The organism is Pseudomonas fluorescens (assembly GCF_902497875.1).
GTDB lineage: Bacteria > Pseudomonadota > Gammaproteobacteria > Pseudomonadales > Pseudomonadaceae > Aquipseudomonas > Aquipseudomonas fluorescens_BR.
The window spans coordinates 250,504-265,358 of sequence record NZ_CABVHY010000001.1; the positions used below are offsets into that span (position 1 = coordinate 250,504).

At 61.8% G+C, this 14,855-nt stretch carries 15 protein-coding genes; 10 read left to right on the plus strand and 5 right to left on the minus strand.

What is annotated here, in order from left to right; translation table 11 throughout:
- The first annotated feature begins 107 nt into the window (after positions 1-107).
- From msuE (F8N85_RS01140) to F8N85_RS01175, 8 genes are all read left to right on the plus strand, one after another.
- Entirely contained in the window at positions 108-671 is a 564-nt protein-coding gene (msuE, locus tag F8N85_RS01140; protein WP_150801851.1) for an FMN reductase, read from the plus strand.
- A 47-nt stretch (positions 672-718) separates the two neighbouring features.
- On the plus strand, positions 719-1,819 hold the full coding sequence (gene sfnG, locus F8N85_RS01145; RefSeq protein WP_150801852.1) for a dimethylsulfone monooxygenase SfnG: 1,101 nt from the start codon (positions 719-721) through the stop codon (positions 1,817-1,819).
- 15 nt (positions 1,820-1,834) lie between these two features.
- Positions 1,835-2,992 carry an AMP-binding protein gene (locus F8N85_RS01150; protein ID WP_150801853.1) on the plus strand — a complete coding sequence of 386 codons (1,158 nt, stop codon included), beginning with the start codon at positions 1,835-1,837 and terminating at the stop codon, positions 2,990-2,992.
- Between the two features lie 14 nt (positions 2,993-3,006).
- The gene (locus tag F8N85_RS01155) at positions 3,007-3,798 is read left to right on the plus strand and encodes an ABC transporter ATP-binding protein (protein WP_150801854.1); all 792 of its coding nucleotides are present in this window, start codon (positions 3,007-3,009) and stop codon (positions 3,796-3,798) included.
- A 68-nt stretch (positions 3,799-3,866) separates the two neighbouring features.
- Positions 3,867-4,748, plus strand: coding sequence for a branched-chain amino acid ABC transporter permease (locus F8N85_RS01160; RefSeq protein ID WP_150801855.1), 882 nt, complete (start codon positions 3,867-3,869; stop codon positions 4,746-4,748).
- 11 nt (positions 4,749-4,759) lie between these two features.
- Positions 4,760-5,827: a branched-chain amino acid ABC transporter permease gene (locus F8N85_RS01165; protein WP_150801856.1), complete on the plus strand. Its 1,068-nt coding sequence runs from the start codon at positions 4,760-4,762 to the stop codon at positions 5,825-5,827.
- An 80-nt stretch (positions 5,828-5,907) separates the two neighbouring features.
- Positions 5,908-7,230, plus strand: a complete 1,323-nt coding sequence (locus tag F8N85_RS01170; RefSeq protein ID WP_150801857.1) for an ABC transporter substrate-binding protein — start codon at positions 5,908-5,910, stop codon at positions 7,228-7,230.
- 105 nt (positions 7,231-7,335) lie between these two features.
- Positions 7,336-8,106 (plus strand): ABC transporter ATP-binding protein, encoded by a 771-nt coding sequence (locus tag F8N85_RS01175; protein WP_150801858.1) that lies wholly within the window; start codon positions 7,336-7,338, stop codon positions 8,104-8,106.
- Between the two features lie 69 nt (positions 8,107-8,175).
- On the opposite strand, the gene F8N85_RS01180 is transcribed toward F8N85_RS01175, so the two are convergent.
- Genes F8N85_RS01180 through msuE (F8N85_RS01190) form a run of 3 tightly spaced genes read right to left on the minus strand, consistent with a single transcriptional unit; the run spans position 8,176 to position 11,049 of the window.
- A complete protein-coding gene (locus tag F8N85_RS01180) occupies positions 8,176-9,279 on the minus strand; it encodes a sigma-54 interaction domain-containing protein (RefSeq protein WP_150801859.1) in 1,104 nt (367 codons plus the stop codon).
- A gap of 8 nt (positions 9,280-9,287) precedes the next feature.
- A complete protein-coding gene (locus F8N85_RS01185; protein ID WP_150801860.1) occupies positions 9,288-10,475 on the minus strand; it encodes an acyl-CoA dehydrogenase family protein in 1,188 nt (395 codons plus the stop codon).
- Positions 10,476-10,485: 10 nt separating this feature from the next.
- A complete protein-coding gene (gene msuE / locus F8N85_RS01190; protein ID WP_150801861.1) occupies positions 10,486-11,049 on the minus strand; it encodes an FMN reductase in 564 nt (187 codons plus the stop codon).
- Between the two features lie 638 nt (positions 11,050-11,687).
- On the opposite strand from msuE (F8N85_RS01190), the gene ssuD reads away from it, so the two are divergent.
- Both ssuD and F8N85_RS01200 read left to right on the plus strand, forming a co-directional pair.
- Positions 11,688-12,827: an FMNH2-dependent alkanesulfonate monooxygenase gene (gene ssuD / locus F8N85_RS01195; protein WP_150801862.1), complete on the plus strand. Its 1,140-nt coding sequence runs from the start codon at positions 11,688-11,690 to the stop codon at positions 12,825-12,827.
- Complete coding sequence (locus F8N85_RS01200; RefSeq protein ID WP_150801863.1) at positions 12,824-13,675, plus strand: amidohydrolase family protein; 852 nt, start codon at positions 12,824-12,826, stop codon at positions 13,673-13,675. Before ssuD ends, F8N85_RS01200 begins: the two co-directional genes overlap by 4 nt.
- Here the strand turns inward: F8N85_RS01200 and F8N85_RS35655 are convergent.
- Both F8N85_RS35655 and dsdC read right to left on the minus strand, forming a co-directional pair.
- Positions 13,608-13,784, minus strand: coding sequence for an SDR family oxidoreductase (locus tag F8N85_RS35655; protein ID WP_150801864.1), 177 nt, complete (start codon positions 13,782-13,784; stop codon positions 13,608-13,610). The two genes, F8N85_RS01200 and F8N85_RS35655, sit on opposite strands and share 68 nt — an antisense overlap.
- Positions 13,785-13,787: 3 nt before the next feature.
- Complete coding sequence (dsdC, locus tag F8N85_RS01210; RefSeq protein WP_150801865.1) at positions 13,788-14,759, minus strand: DNA-binding transcriptional regulator DsdC; 972 nt, start codon at positions 14,757-14,759, stop codon at positions 13,788-13,790.
- Positions 14,760-14,855 lie beyond the last annotated feature (96 nt).

The window sequence follows — 14,855 nt, forward strand, 5'->3', positions numbered from 1 at the left end:
AAAAGTTAATAACTCTTTGATTAATATCGACTTCTTGAAGTGGCACGGTTGCTGCTCTAGTCCTTGTGCAGGTGCCGCGGTGGCCTCTGCCGGCACGAGGATGGGCAATGAGCAACACACTAAAAGTGGTCGCGGTATCCGGGAGCGTGCAGCGGCCTACGCGCACCCTGGTGCTGCTCAAGGCGCTGGTCGCCGGCCTTGCGCAACAGCTGCCGATCGAGCTGCACCTGATCGAGTTGTCCGAGGTTGGTCCGCAGTTCGCCGGGGTGCTGCGCCGTGAAGACTTGCCCGCTGCGGTCGAGGCCGATCTGCAGGCCATTGAAACGGCCGACCTGCTGATTGCGGCCAGCCCGGTGTACCGCGCCTCCTACACCGGACTGTTCAAGCACCTGTTCGACTTCGTCCATCACCAGGCGTTGAACAACGTGCCGGTATTACTGGCCGCCACCGGTGGCTCGGACCGCCACGCGCTGATCATCGATCACCAGTTGCGCCCGCTGTTCGGCTTTTTTCAGGCCCTGAGCTTGCCCATCGGTGTGTATGCCGCCGAAGCCGATTTCACCGATTACCAGATCACCAGCCCGCAGTTGCTCGAACGCATCGAGCGTGCTGTCGAGTCGGCGGTCCTGAGCCTCAATCCGACTGTTCAACCGGACGCCAGCGCAGCCTGACGTCCCCGGTCAATCCTCACTTCAACGAATCAATGGAGTACACGCAAATGAGCCAGGACAACATCAAGTTTGCCTACTGGGTGCCTAACGTCAGCGGCGGCCTTGTGATCAGCAAGATCGAACAGCGCACCAGCTGGGACATCGATTACAACCGCAAGCTGGCGCAAATCGCCGAAAAGGCCGGCTTCGAATACGCCTTGTCACAGATCCGCTTCACCGCCGGTTATGGCGCCGAAAACCAGCACGAATCGGTGACTATCAGCCACGCACTGTTGGCCGCCACCGAGAAGCTCAAGGTGATCGCCGCCATCCTGCCTGGGCCCTGGAGTCCGGTGCTGGCGGCCAAACAGCTGGCCACCATCGACCAGTTCACCAACGGTCGGGTCGCGGTGAATATCGTCTCGGGCTGGTTCAAGGGCGAGTTCCGGGCCATTGGCGAGCCGTGGCTGGACCACGATGAGCGCTATCGTCGTTCGGAAGAATTCATCCAGGCGCTCAAGGGCATCTGGACCCAGGACAATTTCAGTTTTCATGGCGATTTCTACCGCTTCCATGACTACACCCTCAAACCCAAGCCACTGCAGCAACCGCACCCGGAAATCTTCCAGGGTGGCAGCTCGCGCGCGGCGCGGGACATGGCCTCGCGGGTTTCCGATTGGTACTTCACCAATGGCAACAGCGTCGAAGGCATCAAGGCCCAGGTCGACGAGATTCGGGCCAAGGCCGCGATCAATGGCCACTCGGTGAAAGTCGGGGTGAACGCCTTTGTCATCGCCCGGGAAACCGAGGCTGAAGCCCGCGCGGTATTGCAGGAGATTATTGCCAAGGCCGACCCGGAGGCCGTCAACGGTTTCGGCAGTGAGGTGAAGAACGCCGGCGCCGCAAGCCCTGAAGGCGAAGGCAACTGGGCCAAGTCCACCTTCGAAGACCTGGTGCAGTACAACGATGGCTTCAAGACCAACCTGATCGGTACGCCGCAGCAGATTGCCGAGCGCATCGTCGCCCTCAAGGCTGTGGGCGTGGACCTGGTGCTCAGTGGCTTCCTGCACTTTCACGAAGAAGTGGAATACTTCGGCCGCAAGGTGTTGCCGCTGGTGCGTGAGCTGGAGCGCGAGGCGGTCGCGGCCAAGGCTGCGGCACTCGCCTAAAGGATGGGAAAGGTCATGCCGACATTCACCGATAACCCGCAACCCGGCACCTTGCCGCAGTGGCTGCAACAGCAGGCACGTCAGCAAGGGACGGGCATCGCCCTGCGCCATAAGCGCCTGGGGGTGTGGCAGGTGCGCACTTGGCGGCAACTGGCCGCTGAGGTTGAACACCTAGCAACGGCCTTGCAGGTGCGTGGTTTTGTGCCTGGCGCGAGCTTGGTGATTGTCAGCCGCCCGCGGCCGGAGGCGTTGATTGCTGCCCTGGCGGCACAGTGGTTGGGCGGCGTGGCCGCGCTGTTGGATCCGCTGGAGGCTGCGGCCGCGCAGGTGCCGCTGTTGCGCGAGCTGCACAGTGAATGGGTGTTCGCCGAAGGCCATGAGGAGATTCAGCGCCTGCGCGCCGCCGGACTGGCGCCCAGACTGCTGATTTACGCCGACGGCCGCGGCCTGGCTGAGGTGAGTCCAGCCGGTGACACCCTGGCGTTCGCACAACTGCTGCAGCAGGGCAGCGATCACCGACTGGAACCCCAGGCCCGAGCCGAGCGCACAGCCTTTGCCTTCTACCGTTTGGGCGTGGGGCAGCGCGTCGAGCAGCAGCGCATCAGCCACGCCGAGTTGCTGCAGGAAGGCCGGCGCCTGGTGCACAGCGAGCAGCTGGGGCGGCAGGAGGAAGCCCTGGCGGCGCGAGCGTTTGCCGCGGGTGGTCAAGCGCGTTATTTGCTGGCGCCTTGGTTGATTGCCGGCTTTCGCCTGAATTTTCCGGAGAACCTGGCGACTCGCGACCAGGACCGTCGTGAGCTGGGCCCGACGCTGGTGGCCGGCACCCGGGAAACCTACGAGCGCCTGCATGCCCAGGTCCTGGCCCGCTTGCCGGAGCCAGGCAGCTGGCGCCGGCGTCTGGTGGATTGGGCACTGGTCACGCAGCCCGGTGCGCTGCATCGGCACCTGGGGTACTGGCTGATCCGCCGGCCGTTGCGCGACGTCCTCGGCTTTTCCCGCACCCGTGCGCCGTTGCTGGTGGGCGAGGCACTGGCACCGCCAACCCTGGTGTTTTTCCAGGCGTTGGCGATTGAGGTACGCACCTGGCCGGACCCGGCGCAGTGGCACCGCCCCGCGCCCTGGCCAGCCCCGCTGGTCAACGGCTGGATCGAAGACAGCACGCAACCGGCCTGACAAGGACATGACTCATGGCACAGACACAGGCGACAAAGGTTGAGCATCTGCTGGTGCTGGAAAACATTGGCTTGTCGTTCAAGGGCGTCAAGGCGGTGACCGACATCAGCTTTGCCGTGGCCACCGGGGAGATTTGCGCCTTGATCGGCCCCAATGGCGCGGGTAAAAGCTCACTGCTGAATGTGATCAACGGCGTGTACCAGGCCCAGCAGGGGCGCATCCGCTTTGCCGGAGAAGAGCACCGGCGCATGCGCCCGCATGATGTGGCGGTGCGCGGCATTGCCCGCACCTTTCAGAACATCGCCTTGTTCAAAGGCATGAGTGTGCTCGACAACGTGCTCACCGGACGCACCCTCAAGCGTCGCAGCAGCTGGATCGAGCAGGCCCTGCGCATCGGCCGCGCCGCGGGCGAAGACGACCGCCAGCGCGAGGCCGCCGAACGGATCATCGACTTTCTGCACATCCAGCCCTGGCGCGACACCCTTGTCGGCAAGCTGCCCTATGGCTTGCAGAAACGGGTGGAACTGGCCCGTGCCCTGGCCGCCGAACCGCGCTTGCTGCTGCTGGACGAACCGATGGCCGGGATGAACGCCGAAGAGAAACAGCAGATGAGCCGCTTCATCGTCGACATCAACCGTGAGCTGGGTACCACGGTGGTGTTGATCGAGCACGACATCGGCGTGGTCATGGGCATTTGCGATCACGTGGTGGTGCTCGACTACGGCCGCAAGATCGGCGACGGCCCGCCCGATGAGGTGCGGCAAAACCCCGAGGTAATTGCCGCCTACCTCGGCACGCGCCACTAACCCCGAGCCTACAGCGCCGCCCGCTATCGGGTGGCCGGGGACTCTTTGCCCGCAAAACAGGAAGGTTCATGGAATTTTTCTTCGAGGTGTTGATCGGTGGGCTGCTGGCCGGGGTGATGTACGCCCTGGTGGCCATCGGTTTTGTCCTGATCTACAAAGCGTCCGGCGTCTTCAACTTCGCCCAGGGCGCCATGGTGCTGTTTTCGGCGCTGACCTTTGTCAGCCTGCTGGAGCGCGGGGTGCCGTTCTGGCTGGCCTTTGCCATCAGCCTGGCGGCGATGGTACTGCTGGCGGTGGCGGTGGAGCAGGTGGTGTTGCGCCCGCTGGTCAACCGTCCGCCGATCACCTTGTTCATGGCCACCCTCGGCTTGTCCTACGTGATCGAAGGGTTCGCCCAGGCGCTGTGGGGCGCCCAGGTGCATGGCCTGGAACTGGGCATCAGTGACGAGCCACTGGAACTGGGCGGCATGCTGCTGTCGCAGTTCGACATTTTTGCCGCCGTGACCGCCGCGTTGCTGGTGTTGGCGCTGTCGCTGCTGTTCAACAAGACCCGTATCGGTTTGTCGTTGCGTGCCGTGGCCGATGACCCGCTGGCGGCGTTGGCCGTGGGCATCCACCTGCAACGAGTCTGGGTGTTGGTGTGGGCGGTGGCCGGGTTTGTCGGTCTGGTGGCCGGCCTGCTCTGGGGCGCGCGGCTGGGGGTGCAGTTTTCGCTGTCGCTGGTGGTGCTCAAGGCCTTGCCGGTGCTGATCATCGGCGGCTTTACCTCGATCAGTGGGGCGATTGTCGGCGGCTTGATCATCGGTGCCTCGGAGAAGCTGGCCGAGGTGTACCTGGGCCCCGTCATCGGCGGCGGTATCGAGAACTGGTTTCCCTATGTGCTGGCGCTGCTGTTCCTGCTGGTGCGGCCGGCCGGGCTATTTGGTGAACGCGCGATCGAGCGGGTTTAAGGAGAGGCGTGATGTTTTATCAGGAAGCCGGTCAGTTCAGTACTCGCTATGCCCAGGACCGCCGGGTGTTTCGCCTGCGTCAGGACCGTTACGGCTTGGTTGCCTTGCTGCTGTTGGCCTTTGTCGGTGTGCCGTATCTGGGTAACGACTATTGGTTCAGCGCCATTCTGATTCCGTTTCTGGTGCTGTCACTGGCCGGGCTGGGGCTGAACCTGCTGACCGGCTATGCCGGGCAGTTGTCGCTGGGCTCGGCGGCCTTCATGGCGGTGGGCACCTTTGCCACTTACAACGTTGAACTGCGGGTCCCGGGCTCGCCGTTGTTGCTCAGCATAGCCCTGGGCGGGGGAGTGGCAGCGCTGGTGGCGGTGCTGTTTGGCCTGCCCAGCCTGCGGATCAAGGGCTTCTATCTGCTGGTGTCGACCCTCGCCGCGCAGTTCTTTGTGACCTGGGCGCTGACCCGCTTCAGCTGGTTCTCCAACAACAGCGCTTCGGGGGTGATCAGCGCACCGCGCCTGGAGATTCTTGGTGTGGATCTGAACTCGCCGGTGGGTCGTTACCTGCTGACACTGGGCGTGGTGGTGGCGTTGTTCTGGCTGGGTAAAAACCTGGTGCGCAGCGAACTGGGGCGTAACTGGATGGCCGTGCGTGACATGGACACAGCCGCTGCAGTGATGGGCATTGCGTTGCTCAAGACCAAGCTGCTGGCGTTTGCCATCAGCGGCTTCTTTCTCGGGGTGGCCGGAGCGCTGTGGGCCTTCACTTACCTGGGCACCGTGGAGCCCCACGGTTTCGATCTGAATCGGTCCTTCCAGATCCTGTTCATCATCATTATCGGTGGCCTGGGGAGCATCCTCGGCAACTTCCTTGGCGCGGCGTTCATCGTGCTGTTTCCGGTGCTGCTGTCGAACCTGGTGGCCTTGTTGCCGGCCGGGCTGATCGATGCCGGGCAGATAGAAAACCTGCAGAAGATGGCATTTGGCGCCCTGATCATTGTGTTCCTGGTCAAGGAACCGGAGGGCCTGGCGCGCCTCTGGAAAAAGTTTCGCGAGCGCGCCCGGTTGTGGCCGCTGCGCTACTGAGCAAACCGGCGCAGGCATGGACTGCGCTTCGATCCTCCTGCGGCAAACGTGCGATTGAATCATTGATAAGGAAAATACCGATGTTGAAACGATCTCTACTCAGTGGCCTGGCGCTGGCAATCAGCCTGAGCGCCGCCTTTACCGCGCAGGCGGATAACGAACAGTACTTCCCGCTGCAGAGCTATCGGGTCGGTCCTTATGCCGCCGGTGGTAGCGGTTTTTTTGGTGGTTTTATCGACTACCTCAAGTACGTCAATGCCAATGGTGGGGTCAACGGCGTCAAGCTGACCTGGAGCGAGTGCGAAACCGAATACGTGGTCGAGAAGGGCGTGGAGTGCTACGAACGCCTGAAAAAAGGCCACAATGGCGCGCCTGCCGCCGCTACCAACCCGCTGTCGGTGGGCATTGCCTATGCCACCCTGGAGCGCTCGACCGCGGACAAACTGCCGCTGATCACCATCAACCACGGCCGTACCGATTCCACTGACGGCAGCGTGTTCCCCTATGCCTTCCCCTTGCAGCTGAACCCGTACTCCGAGGTGTCGGCGATCATCAACTACATCGGCCAGCAGGCCGGTGGCCTGGACCAGCTCAAGGGCAAGAAGATCGTCACCCTGTATCACGGCTCGCCCTACGGCAAGGAAACCAATGAGGTGTTGCAGACCCTGGCCGACAAGTACGGGTTCAAGCTGACGCTGCTGGAAGTGGCTCATCCAGGCAACGAACAGCAGTCGCAATGGCTCAACATTCGCCGGGAAAAACCCGACTGGGTGATTCTGCGCGGCTGGGGCGTGATGAACCCGGTGGCGTTGAAAACCGCGCAGAAGGTCGGCTTCCCGGCGGATCACATCATCGGCAACATCTGGAGCAACTCCGAGGACGATGCTGCCCCGGCCGGTGCCGCCGCCAAAGGCTATATCGCGATCACCACGCACCCCTCGGGCACTGGTTTCCCGGTCCTGCAAGGCATCCAGCAGCAGGTGGTGGCCAAGGGCAATGGTGACTTGGCCGATCCGAAACGCTTTGGCACCGTGTATTACAACCTCGGGGTGGTGAACGGCATTCTCAATGTTGAAGCCGTGCGCATTGCTCAGGAAAAATTCGGCAAGCAGCCGCTCACCGGCGAGCAGGTGCGCTGGGGTTTCGAGCATCTCAAGCTGGACGATGCCCGCCTCAAGGCGCTGGGTGCGCTGGGCCTGGTGCAACCCTTGCAGCTGTCGTGCTCGGACCATGAAGGGGGCGGTGCGGTGCGCTTCCAGCAGTGGGATGGCAGCCAGTGGAAACTGATCAGTGACTGGGTGCAGGCCGACCGTGCCTTACTCAGGCCGATCATTGAAGCCTCGTCGCACCAGTACGCCAAGGAAAAGGGCATCACGCCGCGCGATTGCAGCCAGGACAGCTGAGAGGTGAATCGGGCGTGCGGCGCGCTGTAGGAGGTGGCCACGCTCGCTTGACTGATTGGCATCAGGCAGGTGTCCCGGCATATTTTTGGGGGGGGGGAGAGCAGCATGAACCACGTACCGATCTTGCAGATCGACGCGATTGAAGTCCTTTATGAACAGGCAATCCTCGCCGTGCGCGGGGTATCCCTGGCGGTGCCGCAAGGGCAGATCGTGGTGTTGTTGGGGGCCAACGGTGCCGGTAAAAGCACCACGTTGAAGACCGCGTCCAATCTGGTGAGGGCCGAGCGGGGCGAGGTGGTACAGGGGCGGATTCTGTATCGAGGCCAGGATGTCACCCGCAGTACGCCCCATAGCCTGGTGGCCAGCGGACTGGTGCAGGTGCTGGAAGGCCGGCATTGCTTTGCCCAACTGACCGTGGAGGAAAACCTGCTGACGGGCGCCTTTGCGCGTCAGGTGTCCCGTGGGCAACTGAAGGCTGATCTGGAACGTATTTACAGTCAGTTTCCGCGACTCAAGCTGCGGCGCAAAAGCCTGGCCGGCTACACCTCTGGCGGTGAACAGCAGATGGTTGCGCTTGGCCGGGCGCTGATGGCCCGGCCACAACTGGTGCTGCTGGACGAACCTTCGATGGGGCTGGCGCCGCAGATCGTCGAGGAGATCTTCGAGATTATCCATCAGCTCAATCAGCGCGATGGCGTGAGCTTTTTGATTGCCGAGCAGAACATCAACCTGGCCCTGCGTTATGCCCAGTACGGCTACGTGCTGGAAAGCGGCCGGGTCGTCAGCGAAGGCACGGCCGAGCAGTTGGCCGCGCGCAGTGATATTCAGGATTTCTACCTGGGGGGCGGCACCGGTGGCACAGGGGCTGCGGCTTGACGACAAGGAAGGTGGATAGGGCTTATCCCTGGCTCAAATCATTGAGCCAGGGATGAGCCCTATCGCAGTTCAGATCGACAGGTTAACCACTTTGATCCCCTGGCCGTTTTGTGCCGGACGGCGTTTGTTCACCACCAGCTCACCGACCTTGATCAGCATGGCGCGGGTGACGTTGCGGCTCAGCCCCAGCAGGCTGGCGGTGTGCACCTGGTTGTAGTGGCAGAAGCGATAGGCCGCGCGCAGCAGCGCTTCCTCGACCCGCTCATGCAGGGCGCCGCTTTCTTCCTCGAACAGCTTCTGGAAGGCTTGCTGCAACTGGGCGTCGGCACTGTCGTCCTGGACGGTGTTACTGGCTTCCTGGCGTTCGATACGCAGGTTGGACAGGTGCAAGTCCTGGACGCGGATCAGATTGTTACGGCAGATCAGCAGGGTGTGGTGAATGACGTTTTCCAGCTCGCGAATATTGCCCGGCCATGAGTAATTCACCAGTTTCTGTTCGGCTTCGGCATCCAGCACCACTTCGCCATAGCCCAGCCGGTGACTGTATACGGCGATGAAGTGGCGGATCAGCGGCAGGATGTCGCCCGGCCGCTCGCGCAACGGGCTGAGTTCCAGGCTGACCACGTTCAGCCGGTAATAGAGGTCCTCGCGAAAGTGCCCGGCGTTGATGGCTTTTTCCAGCTGCACGTTGGTCGCAGCCAGCACCCTTACATCGATGGGGATGCTTTTGCGAGAACCCAGGCGAACCACTTCACGCTCCTGCAGCACCCGCAGCAACTTGACCTGGATCGGCATCGGCAGGTCGCCGATCTCGTCGAGGAACAGCGTGCCGCCGTTGGCTTCCTCGAACCAGCCGGCCTTGGCGCTCAGGGCGCCGGTGAAGGCGCCTTTTTCGTGGCCGAACAGTTCGGCCTCCACCAGGCTTTCGGAAAAGGCACCGCAGTTGACTGCGATAAACGGCTTGTTGCGACGGGCGCTCAGGTTGTGCAGGTGACGCGCCACCAGCTCCTTGCCTGTACCGGTTTCGCCGATAATCAACACGCTGGCATCACTGGGCGCGACCTGTTGCAGGTGCGCCAGCAGCGCCTGTGATTTCGGGTCTTCGAAGACTTGCGCGGTGGCACGTATCGAGGTGGCCAGGGCTGGTGAGGGCGGCAGCGTGAGTAGTTGCATGGTCGGGCCTATGAATAAAAGGACGGAGTGGGCAGCGCCGTGTTGAGCGCCCAGTCACCCAGTTCATGGAGCTTGTAGTCCACGGGGTCGTGCAGGGTCTGGGTGCGTAGGTTGCGCCAGTGACGATCAAGGCGTAGCGCGGCATGGGTGGCGCGGGCGCCGGTCACTTCAAACAGGCTGCTGGTCAGGTCCAGGCCGGTGCGGGTGGCCGCGACCTTGGCGGTGGCAATGGCCAAAGCCAGTTGGCCACGCTCCTCGGCGCCTAGCCGGTGCTCCTTGCTCCAGGCTTTGTCGAGCAGGGCGTTGGCGCGTTCAGTGAGCAGGCGCACGCTTTCCAGTCCGACCCAGAATTCGCCGTAATGGCGCAGGACATAGGGGTCTTGATTGGCCTGGCTGACGTTGGCCTTGAACCAGGGGCGCGTTTCCTTGAGGGTGTAATTGCGAGCTTCTTCGAACGCGCCCTCGGCGATACCGAGGAAGATATTGACGAAGGTCAGTTGGGCGATCAGCGGGCGCAGACAGGCAAAGGGCGTGCTCAGCGGGCCGGGATCGAGCAGCAATTCATTCTCTTCCACGCGGACCCGCTCGAAGGTGGCGCTGCCGCTGTCGGTCTGCCGTTGGCCGATATTGTCCCAGTCGCCGTGCAAGGTGATGCCGGTGCGGTGGCTGGGAATGGCGGCGATCAGCAGTTTGCCGCTGGTGGATTCGTCCAGCGCCGAGGCAATCAGCATTTCCGAATCGGCGGAGCCTGAGCAGAAACTCTTGCGCCCGGAAAATTCGCGCCAGCCGGCGAGCTTTTTCGACAGGGTGCGGGTGTCCAGCGGGTTAAGGGCGTTGCCCCAGAACCAGTTGTTGCGCGCGGTCTGTTCGAACCAGGGCTGCCACTGTTCGGGCCGGGAAAACAGGCGCACCGTGGCCAGCATCAAATGCTGGAAGCCGAACACATGGGCAATCGAGCTGTCGACCCTGGCGAACTCGCGCACCACTTCCAGGGTGTCGCTCCAGCTGGCGCCAAGGCCACCATATTGCTGGTCAATTTTCATGGCCAGCAGGCCGCTGCGGCGCAGCTCGTCACGCTCGGCTTTCGGCGTGCCGCCCAGATGGTCGCGTTCGGCGGCGGTTCGGGAAAACTCGGCGGCGAGCGTCCGGGCGATCTGCAGCGGGGTTTCAAGTTTGGGTGTATGGATAGCGGTCACAGGCTGTTCCTCAGGCTGTTTTCCGCAAGTCGGCGGCGTTGGCGATGAACAGCGGTGCGGCCCGTTCGACTGCCAGGCGGATGCGTGTTTTCAGCGCTTCGCTGCTGATCCGGTAATTCGTGAAATCGGCTTCCGAGGCATACACGCCCAGGGGCAGGGTCACCGACTGGAAGAAGCTGAACAGCGGGCGCAACTGGTGATCGATTACCAGCGCATGCCGGTCGCTGCCACCGGTGGCGGCCAGCAACACCGGGGTGCCGATCAATGCGTCCTGGCCAATCAGGTCGAACAGATGCTTGAACTGGCCCGGGTAGGCGCCACGGTAGACCGGTGCGGCAACCACCAGCAGGTCCGCCGATTCAATCGCATTCAACTCGTACTCGACGGTTTCCGGCAGCTCCTGGCGGGACATGGCGCTGCCCAGCGGGCGGACAATGTCGCCCAGTTCGATGATGCGGCTTTCGATCGGCAGGTAGTGGCTCAGCTCAGTGACGATGGCCTGGACCAGTACCAGGGTGCGCGACGGACGATAGGTTCCACCGGAAACGGCGACGACTTTAAGTGGAGTGCTCATGGGGTCTGTTCCTGTTCGAGTTGCGGGATGTTCAGTCATCAGAGCAAAAGTTGTTCCAAGGTTAAAATAACTATAAAAAACAATAAGTTAATCTTTAATTTGGTCTCGACTGCTGTTGCCTGGGCAGCGAACTGTTGAGCGACTGTTGCGTGAGCAACAAGGGCACTGCTGTTTGTCGGGCAACACTGCGGTATCCATGAATTGAATGTAAATGATCTAAAAAACATCTAATAAATACTTTTTGGTTATTAGCTTAAGGTTTTGTCGGGCTGCCAGTGCCAGGCGAGCCGCTTTTGGCCGGCCTTGGCCGGCCGAAATCAGTGGGCAATGCCCCCTCGGATCGGCCAAGTGTTGCTCAGCCAATAGCGGTTCAACATCACTGTTGCGTGGGCAACAGTGATGTAGACCCAGGCGCATGGCATTCACCGTCCACCGTCGCCGCTCAGGGAGCTGTGTACGGTGCCTGCAGGCCCGCAACGCACGGCTTCAAGGCTTCTGGTATGCCTCTTGCTCTGACACCTGACTCTCCAGCAGCAGTGCTGATCAGGGCGCCACAGAGTGCTCGTTTCCTATATCTGCCGGCCGATGTGCCGTGCGCCTTGTGATCCAGCCCTGTATCACTTCCTGAGGCCTGTACTATGAGTTTGGATATTTTCTGGTTCCTCCCTACCTCCGGTGACACCCGCTACCTGGGTAAGTCCGAGTCCGGCCGCCCGGCCACCAACCAGTACATGCGCCAGATCGCCGTGGCTGCGGAAAACCTTGGCTACGACGGCCTGTTGATTCCCACCGGCAGCAGTTGCCTTGATCCCTGGGTCACCGCTGCCAGCCTGGTACCAGTGACCAGCCGGATTAAGTTGTTGGTGGCCTTGCGCACCTCAGTCAGCAGCCCGACCGTAACGGCACGCCAGGCCGCCAGCCTCGACCAGGCCCTGGGTGGGCGCCTGCTGCTCAACGTGGTCCCCGGTGGCGATGCAGCCGAGCTGGCCGCCGAGGGCGTGTACCTCAAGCACGATGAACGCTATGAGGCCGCTGATGAGTTCCTCACCGTCTGGCGTCGGATAATGCAGGGTGAAACGGTCGACTTCGAGGGCAAGCACATCCATGTGAAGCGGGCACAGAATTTCTTCCCGCCGGTGCAGAAACCCTATCCGCCGCTGTACTTCGGTGGCTCTTCGCCGGCCGCCCACGAGCTGGCCGCCAAACACGTGGACGCCTACCTGACCTGGGGCGAGCCACCGGCCGCGGTGGCCGAGAAGATCGCAGATGTACGTGCCCGCGCCGCGAAGCACGGCCGCACGGTGCGTTTTGGCGTACGTCTGCATGTGATCGTGCGTGAAACCAACGAACAAGCCTGGGCCGCTGCCAACGAACTGATCCAGTACCTGGACGACGAGACCATCGCCCAGGCCCAGGCCAACTACGCGACCATGGACTCCGAAGGCCAGCGCCGCATGGCTGCGCTGCACGGTGGCCGTCGCGATCAGCTGGAAGTCAGTCCCAACCTGTGGGCCGGTGTCGGCCTGGTGCGCGGGGGTGCCGGTACTGCCTTGGTCGGTGACCCACAGACCGTTGCCGCCCGGCTTCAGGAATACGTCGACCTCGGCGTCGACAGCTTCGTGCTCTCAGGTTATCCGCACCTGGAGGAGGCCTACCGCTTCGCCGAACTGGTATTCCCGTTGCTGCCCGGCAAACAGGCGGTGACCGTCACTGAGGTGCTCACGGGCGGAGCCTTCGATGTGCGAGCAAAGACCAAACAAGAGGAAACCGCGGTATGAAAGTGATCGACATGCGCTGCCGGCCGGCCTATCTGCACGATTTCTTTGGCGCCAATCCGGGCTCGGCGGGCTACGCCACCGCGCGCTGGCTGAATCGTCGCGTCGGTACTCGCGGCAGCGACGAGCATTTCGCCCGCTCGCTGACGCCAGAGGGTTTTATTGCCGAAGTCCGCGAAGCCGGTTTGAGCCAGGCGGTGGTGGTGGGGCGACACACCCCTGGCCAACACCTGCCGAATGATTTCATCCACGAAATCACCCATCCCCATCAGGAGCTGCTGGGTATCGCCGGCATTGACCCGACACTGCAGGGTATTGATGGCGCCATTGCCGAAATCGACCGGGCGATTGATCAACTCGGCCTGGTTGGTATCGGCCTGGAGCCAGGCTTCGCCGTGCCGGCACGGCATCCGGATGACCCGCAGTACTTTCCCCTCTACGAACACTTGTCGCGCCGTGGCATTGCGCTGTTCCTGATGAGTGGACCGACCACGCCGGATCCGGCCTTCAACGACCCAGGCCGCCTGGCGGCGGTGGCGCGAGCGTTTCCCGATCTGAAAATCGTCTGCTACCACGGCTACTGGCCGAACGTGGCGCAACTGCTGGGCGTAGCTTTTCGCTATGAAAACATCTTTGTCGTGCCGGACATGTACCTGTTCCTGCCGGGCAGCGAGGCCTTTGTCGCAGCAGCCAATGGGTTTCTGGGTGACCAACTGTTGTTTGGCTCGTCCTACCCGTTCCGGCCGATACGCCAGTCGATCGAGGATTTTCAGGCGCTGGGGTTCAAGGATCAGGTGCTGGATAAGTTGCTTTATGGGAATGCGGCGCGGGTGTTAGGGGTGGGCGGGTAGCCTTGAATCGACGCCCGCCGTTCACATGCAACACTTCGCCGGTCATGAAGCTTGAGCCGTTGCTGCACAGGAAGGCGATCCCCGACGCGATCTCCCTACTCGTGCACACGTCTCATTCGAGCAGGTCTTCTTTCTCATCCAGGGGTGATGATTGACTCGCGCATTCTCGTAGCCAGTTCATGAAAACCAGTAGTCGTTTGGGGATAGTCCCAAGCGGCGGGTGAACCAGATAATAATCGTAGTGGCCTGATCGGCTGAATCCGGCGAGGGGAAGAACGAGTTCGCCGCGATCCACTCGCTTCTGCACCAGCTGTTGACGGCCAATCGCGATACCGGCGTGGTTCATGGCTGCCGTCACACTCAAATCAGAGCGATCGAAGGTCAAGGTACGTTTGGGCAGTGCCGCGAGCAGGTTGTGCTGCTCTGCCCAGAGCGTCCACTCTGCATCATAGGCCGCATGATCCCAGGCCAGGGAGTCATGCAACGTTGTGCAGTTTCTTAAGTTCTCCGGGTTTTCCTCCAGGCGATGGCGTCGCGCATAGTCAGGACTGCACACCGGGGCCAGCCGTTCTCGCATCAATCGATGGCTCGTCAGTCCGGGAAATTCGCCATTGGCGTAGTACAGGGCCAAGTCAATTTTGCGGGTTCGAAAATCGACATTGTCATTACCTACCCGCAGGTCCAATGACACCAAAGGGTAACGCTCGACAAAGTCCGCCAGCCTGGGAACCAGCCAGCATTGGGCGAAAGAAGGCCTTACATAGAGCGCGATGGAGCCAGCAACTTCAGCTTGTGACGATTGCTCAAGTGCTTCGGACAATTCTCCCATCGCATTCTGGAGTATTTCAAAGATACGTTCGCCTTCATCGGTCAGGCTGACCTGCCTGGTCAGGCGCTGGAACAGTTTCATGGCCAGCGCGGTTTCCAGCCGACTTATACGGTGGCTCACTGCGCTTGCGGTCAAACAAAGTTCCTGCGCCGCACGGGCGAAGCTCAGATGACGAGCGGCAACCAAAAAGGTGTGAAGGTTGGCGAACTGACTGCTGTTGAGCCTGGAACTGATACGCGGAGGAAGGTTGAGCACGACAGTTTTCCCTCGAGCACGAAAGCCGCCTGGTGCAGTACGCATTTGCAGCGGTCAAACGTACCGGATGTGGCTAAGACGTGCATCTTGCCACAT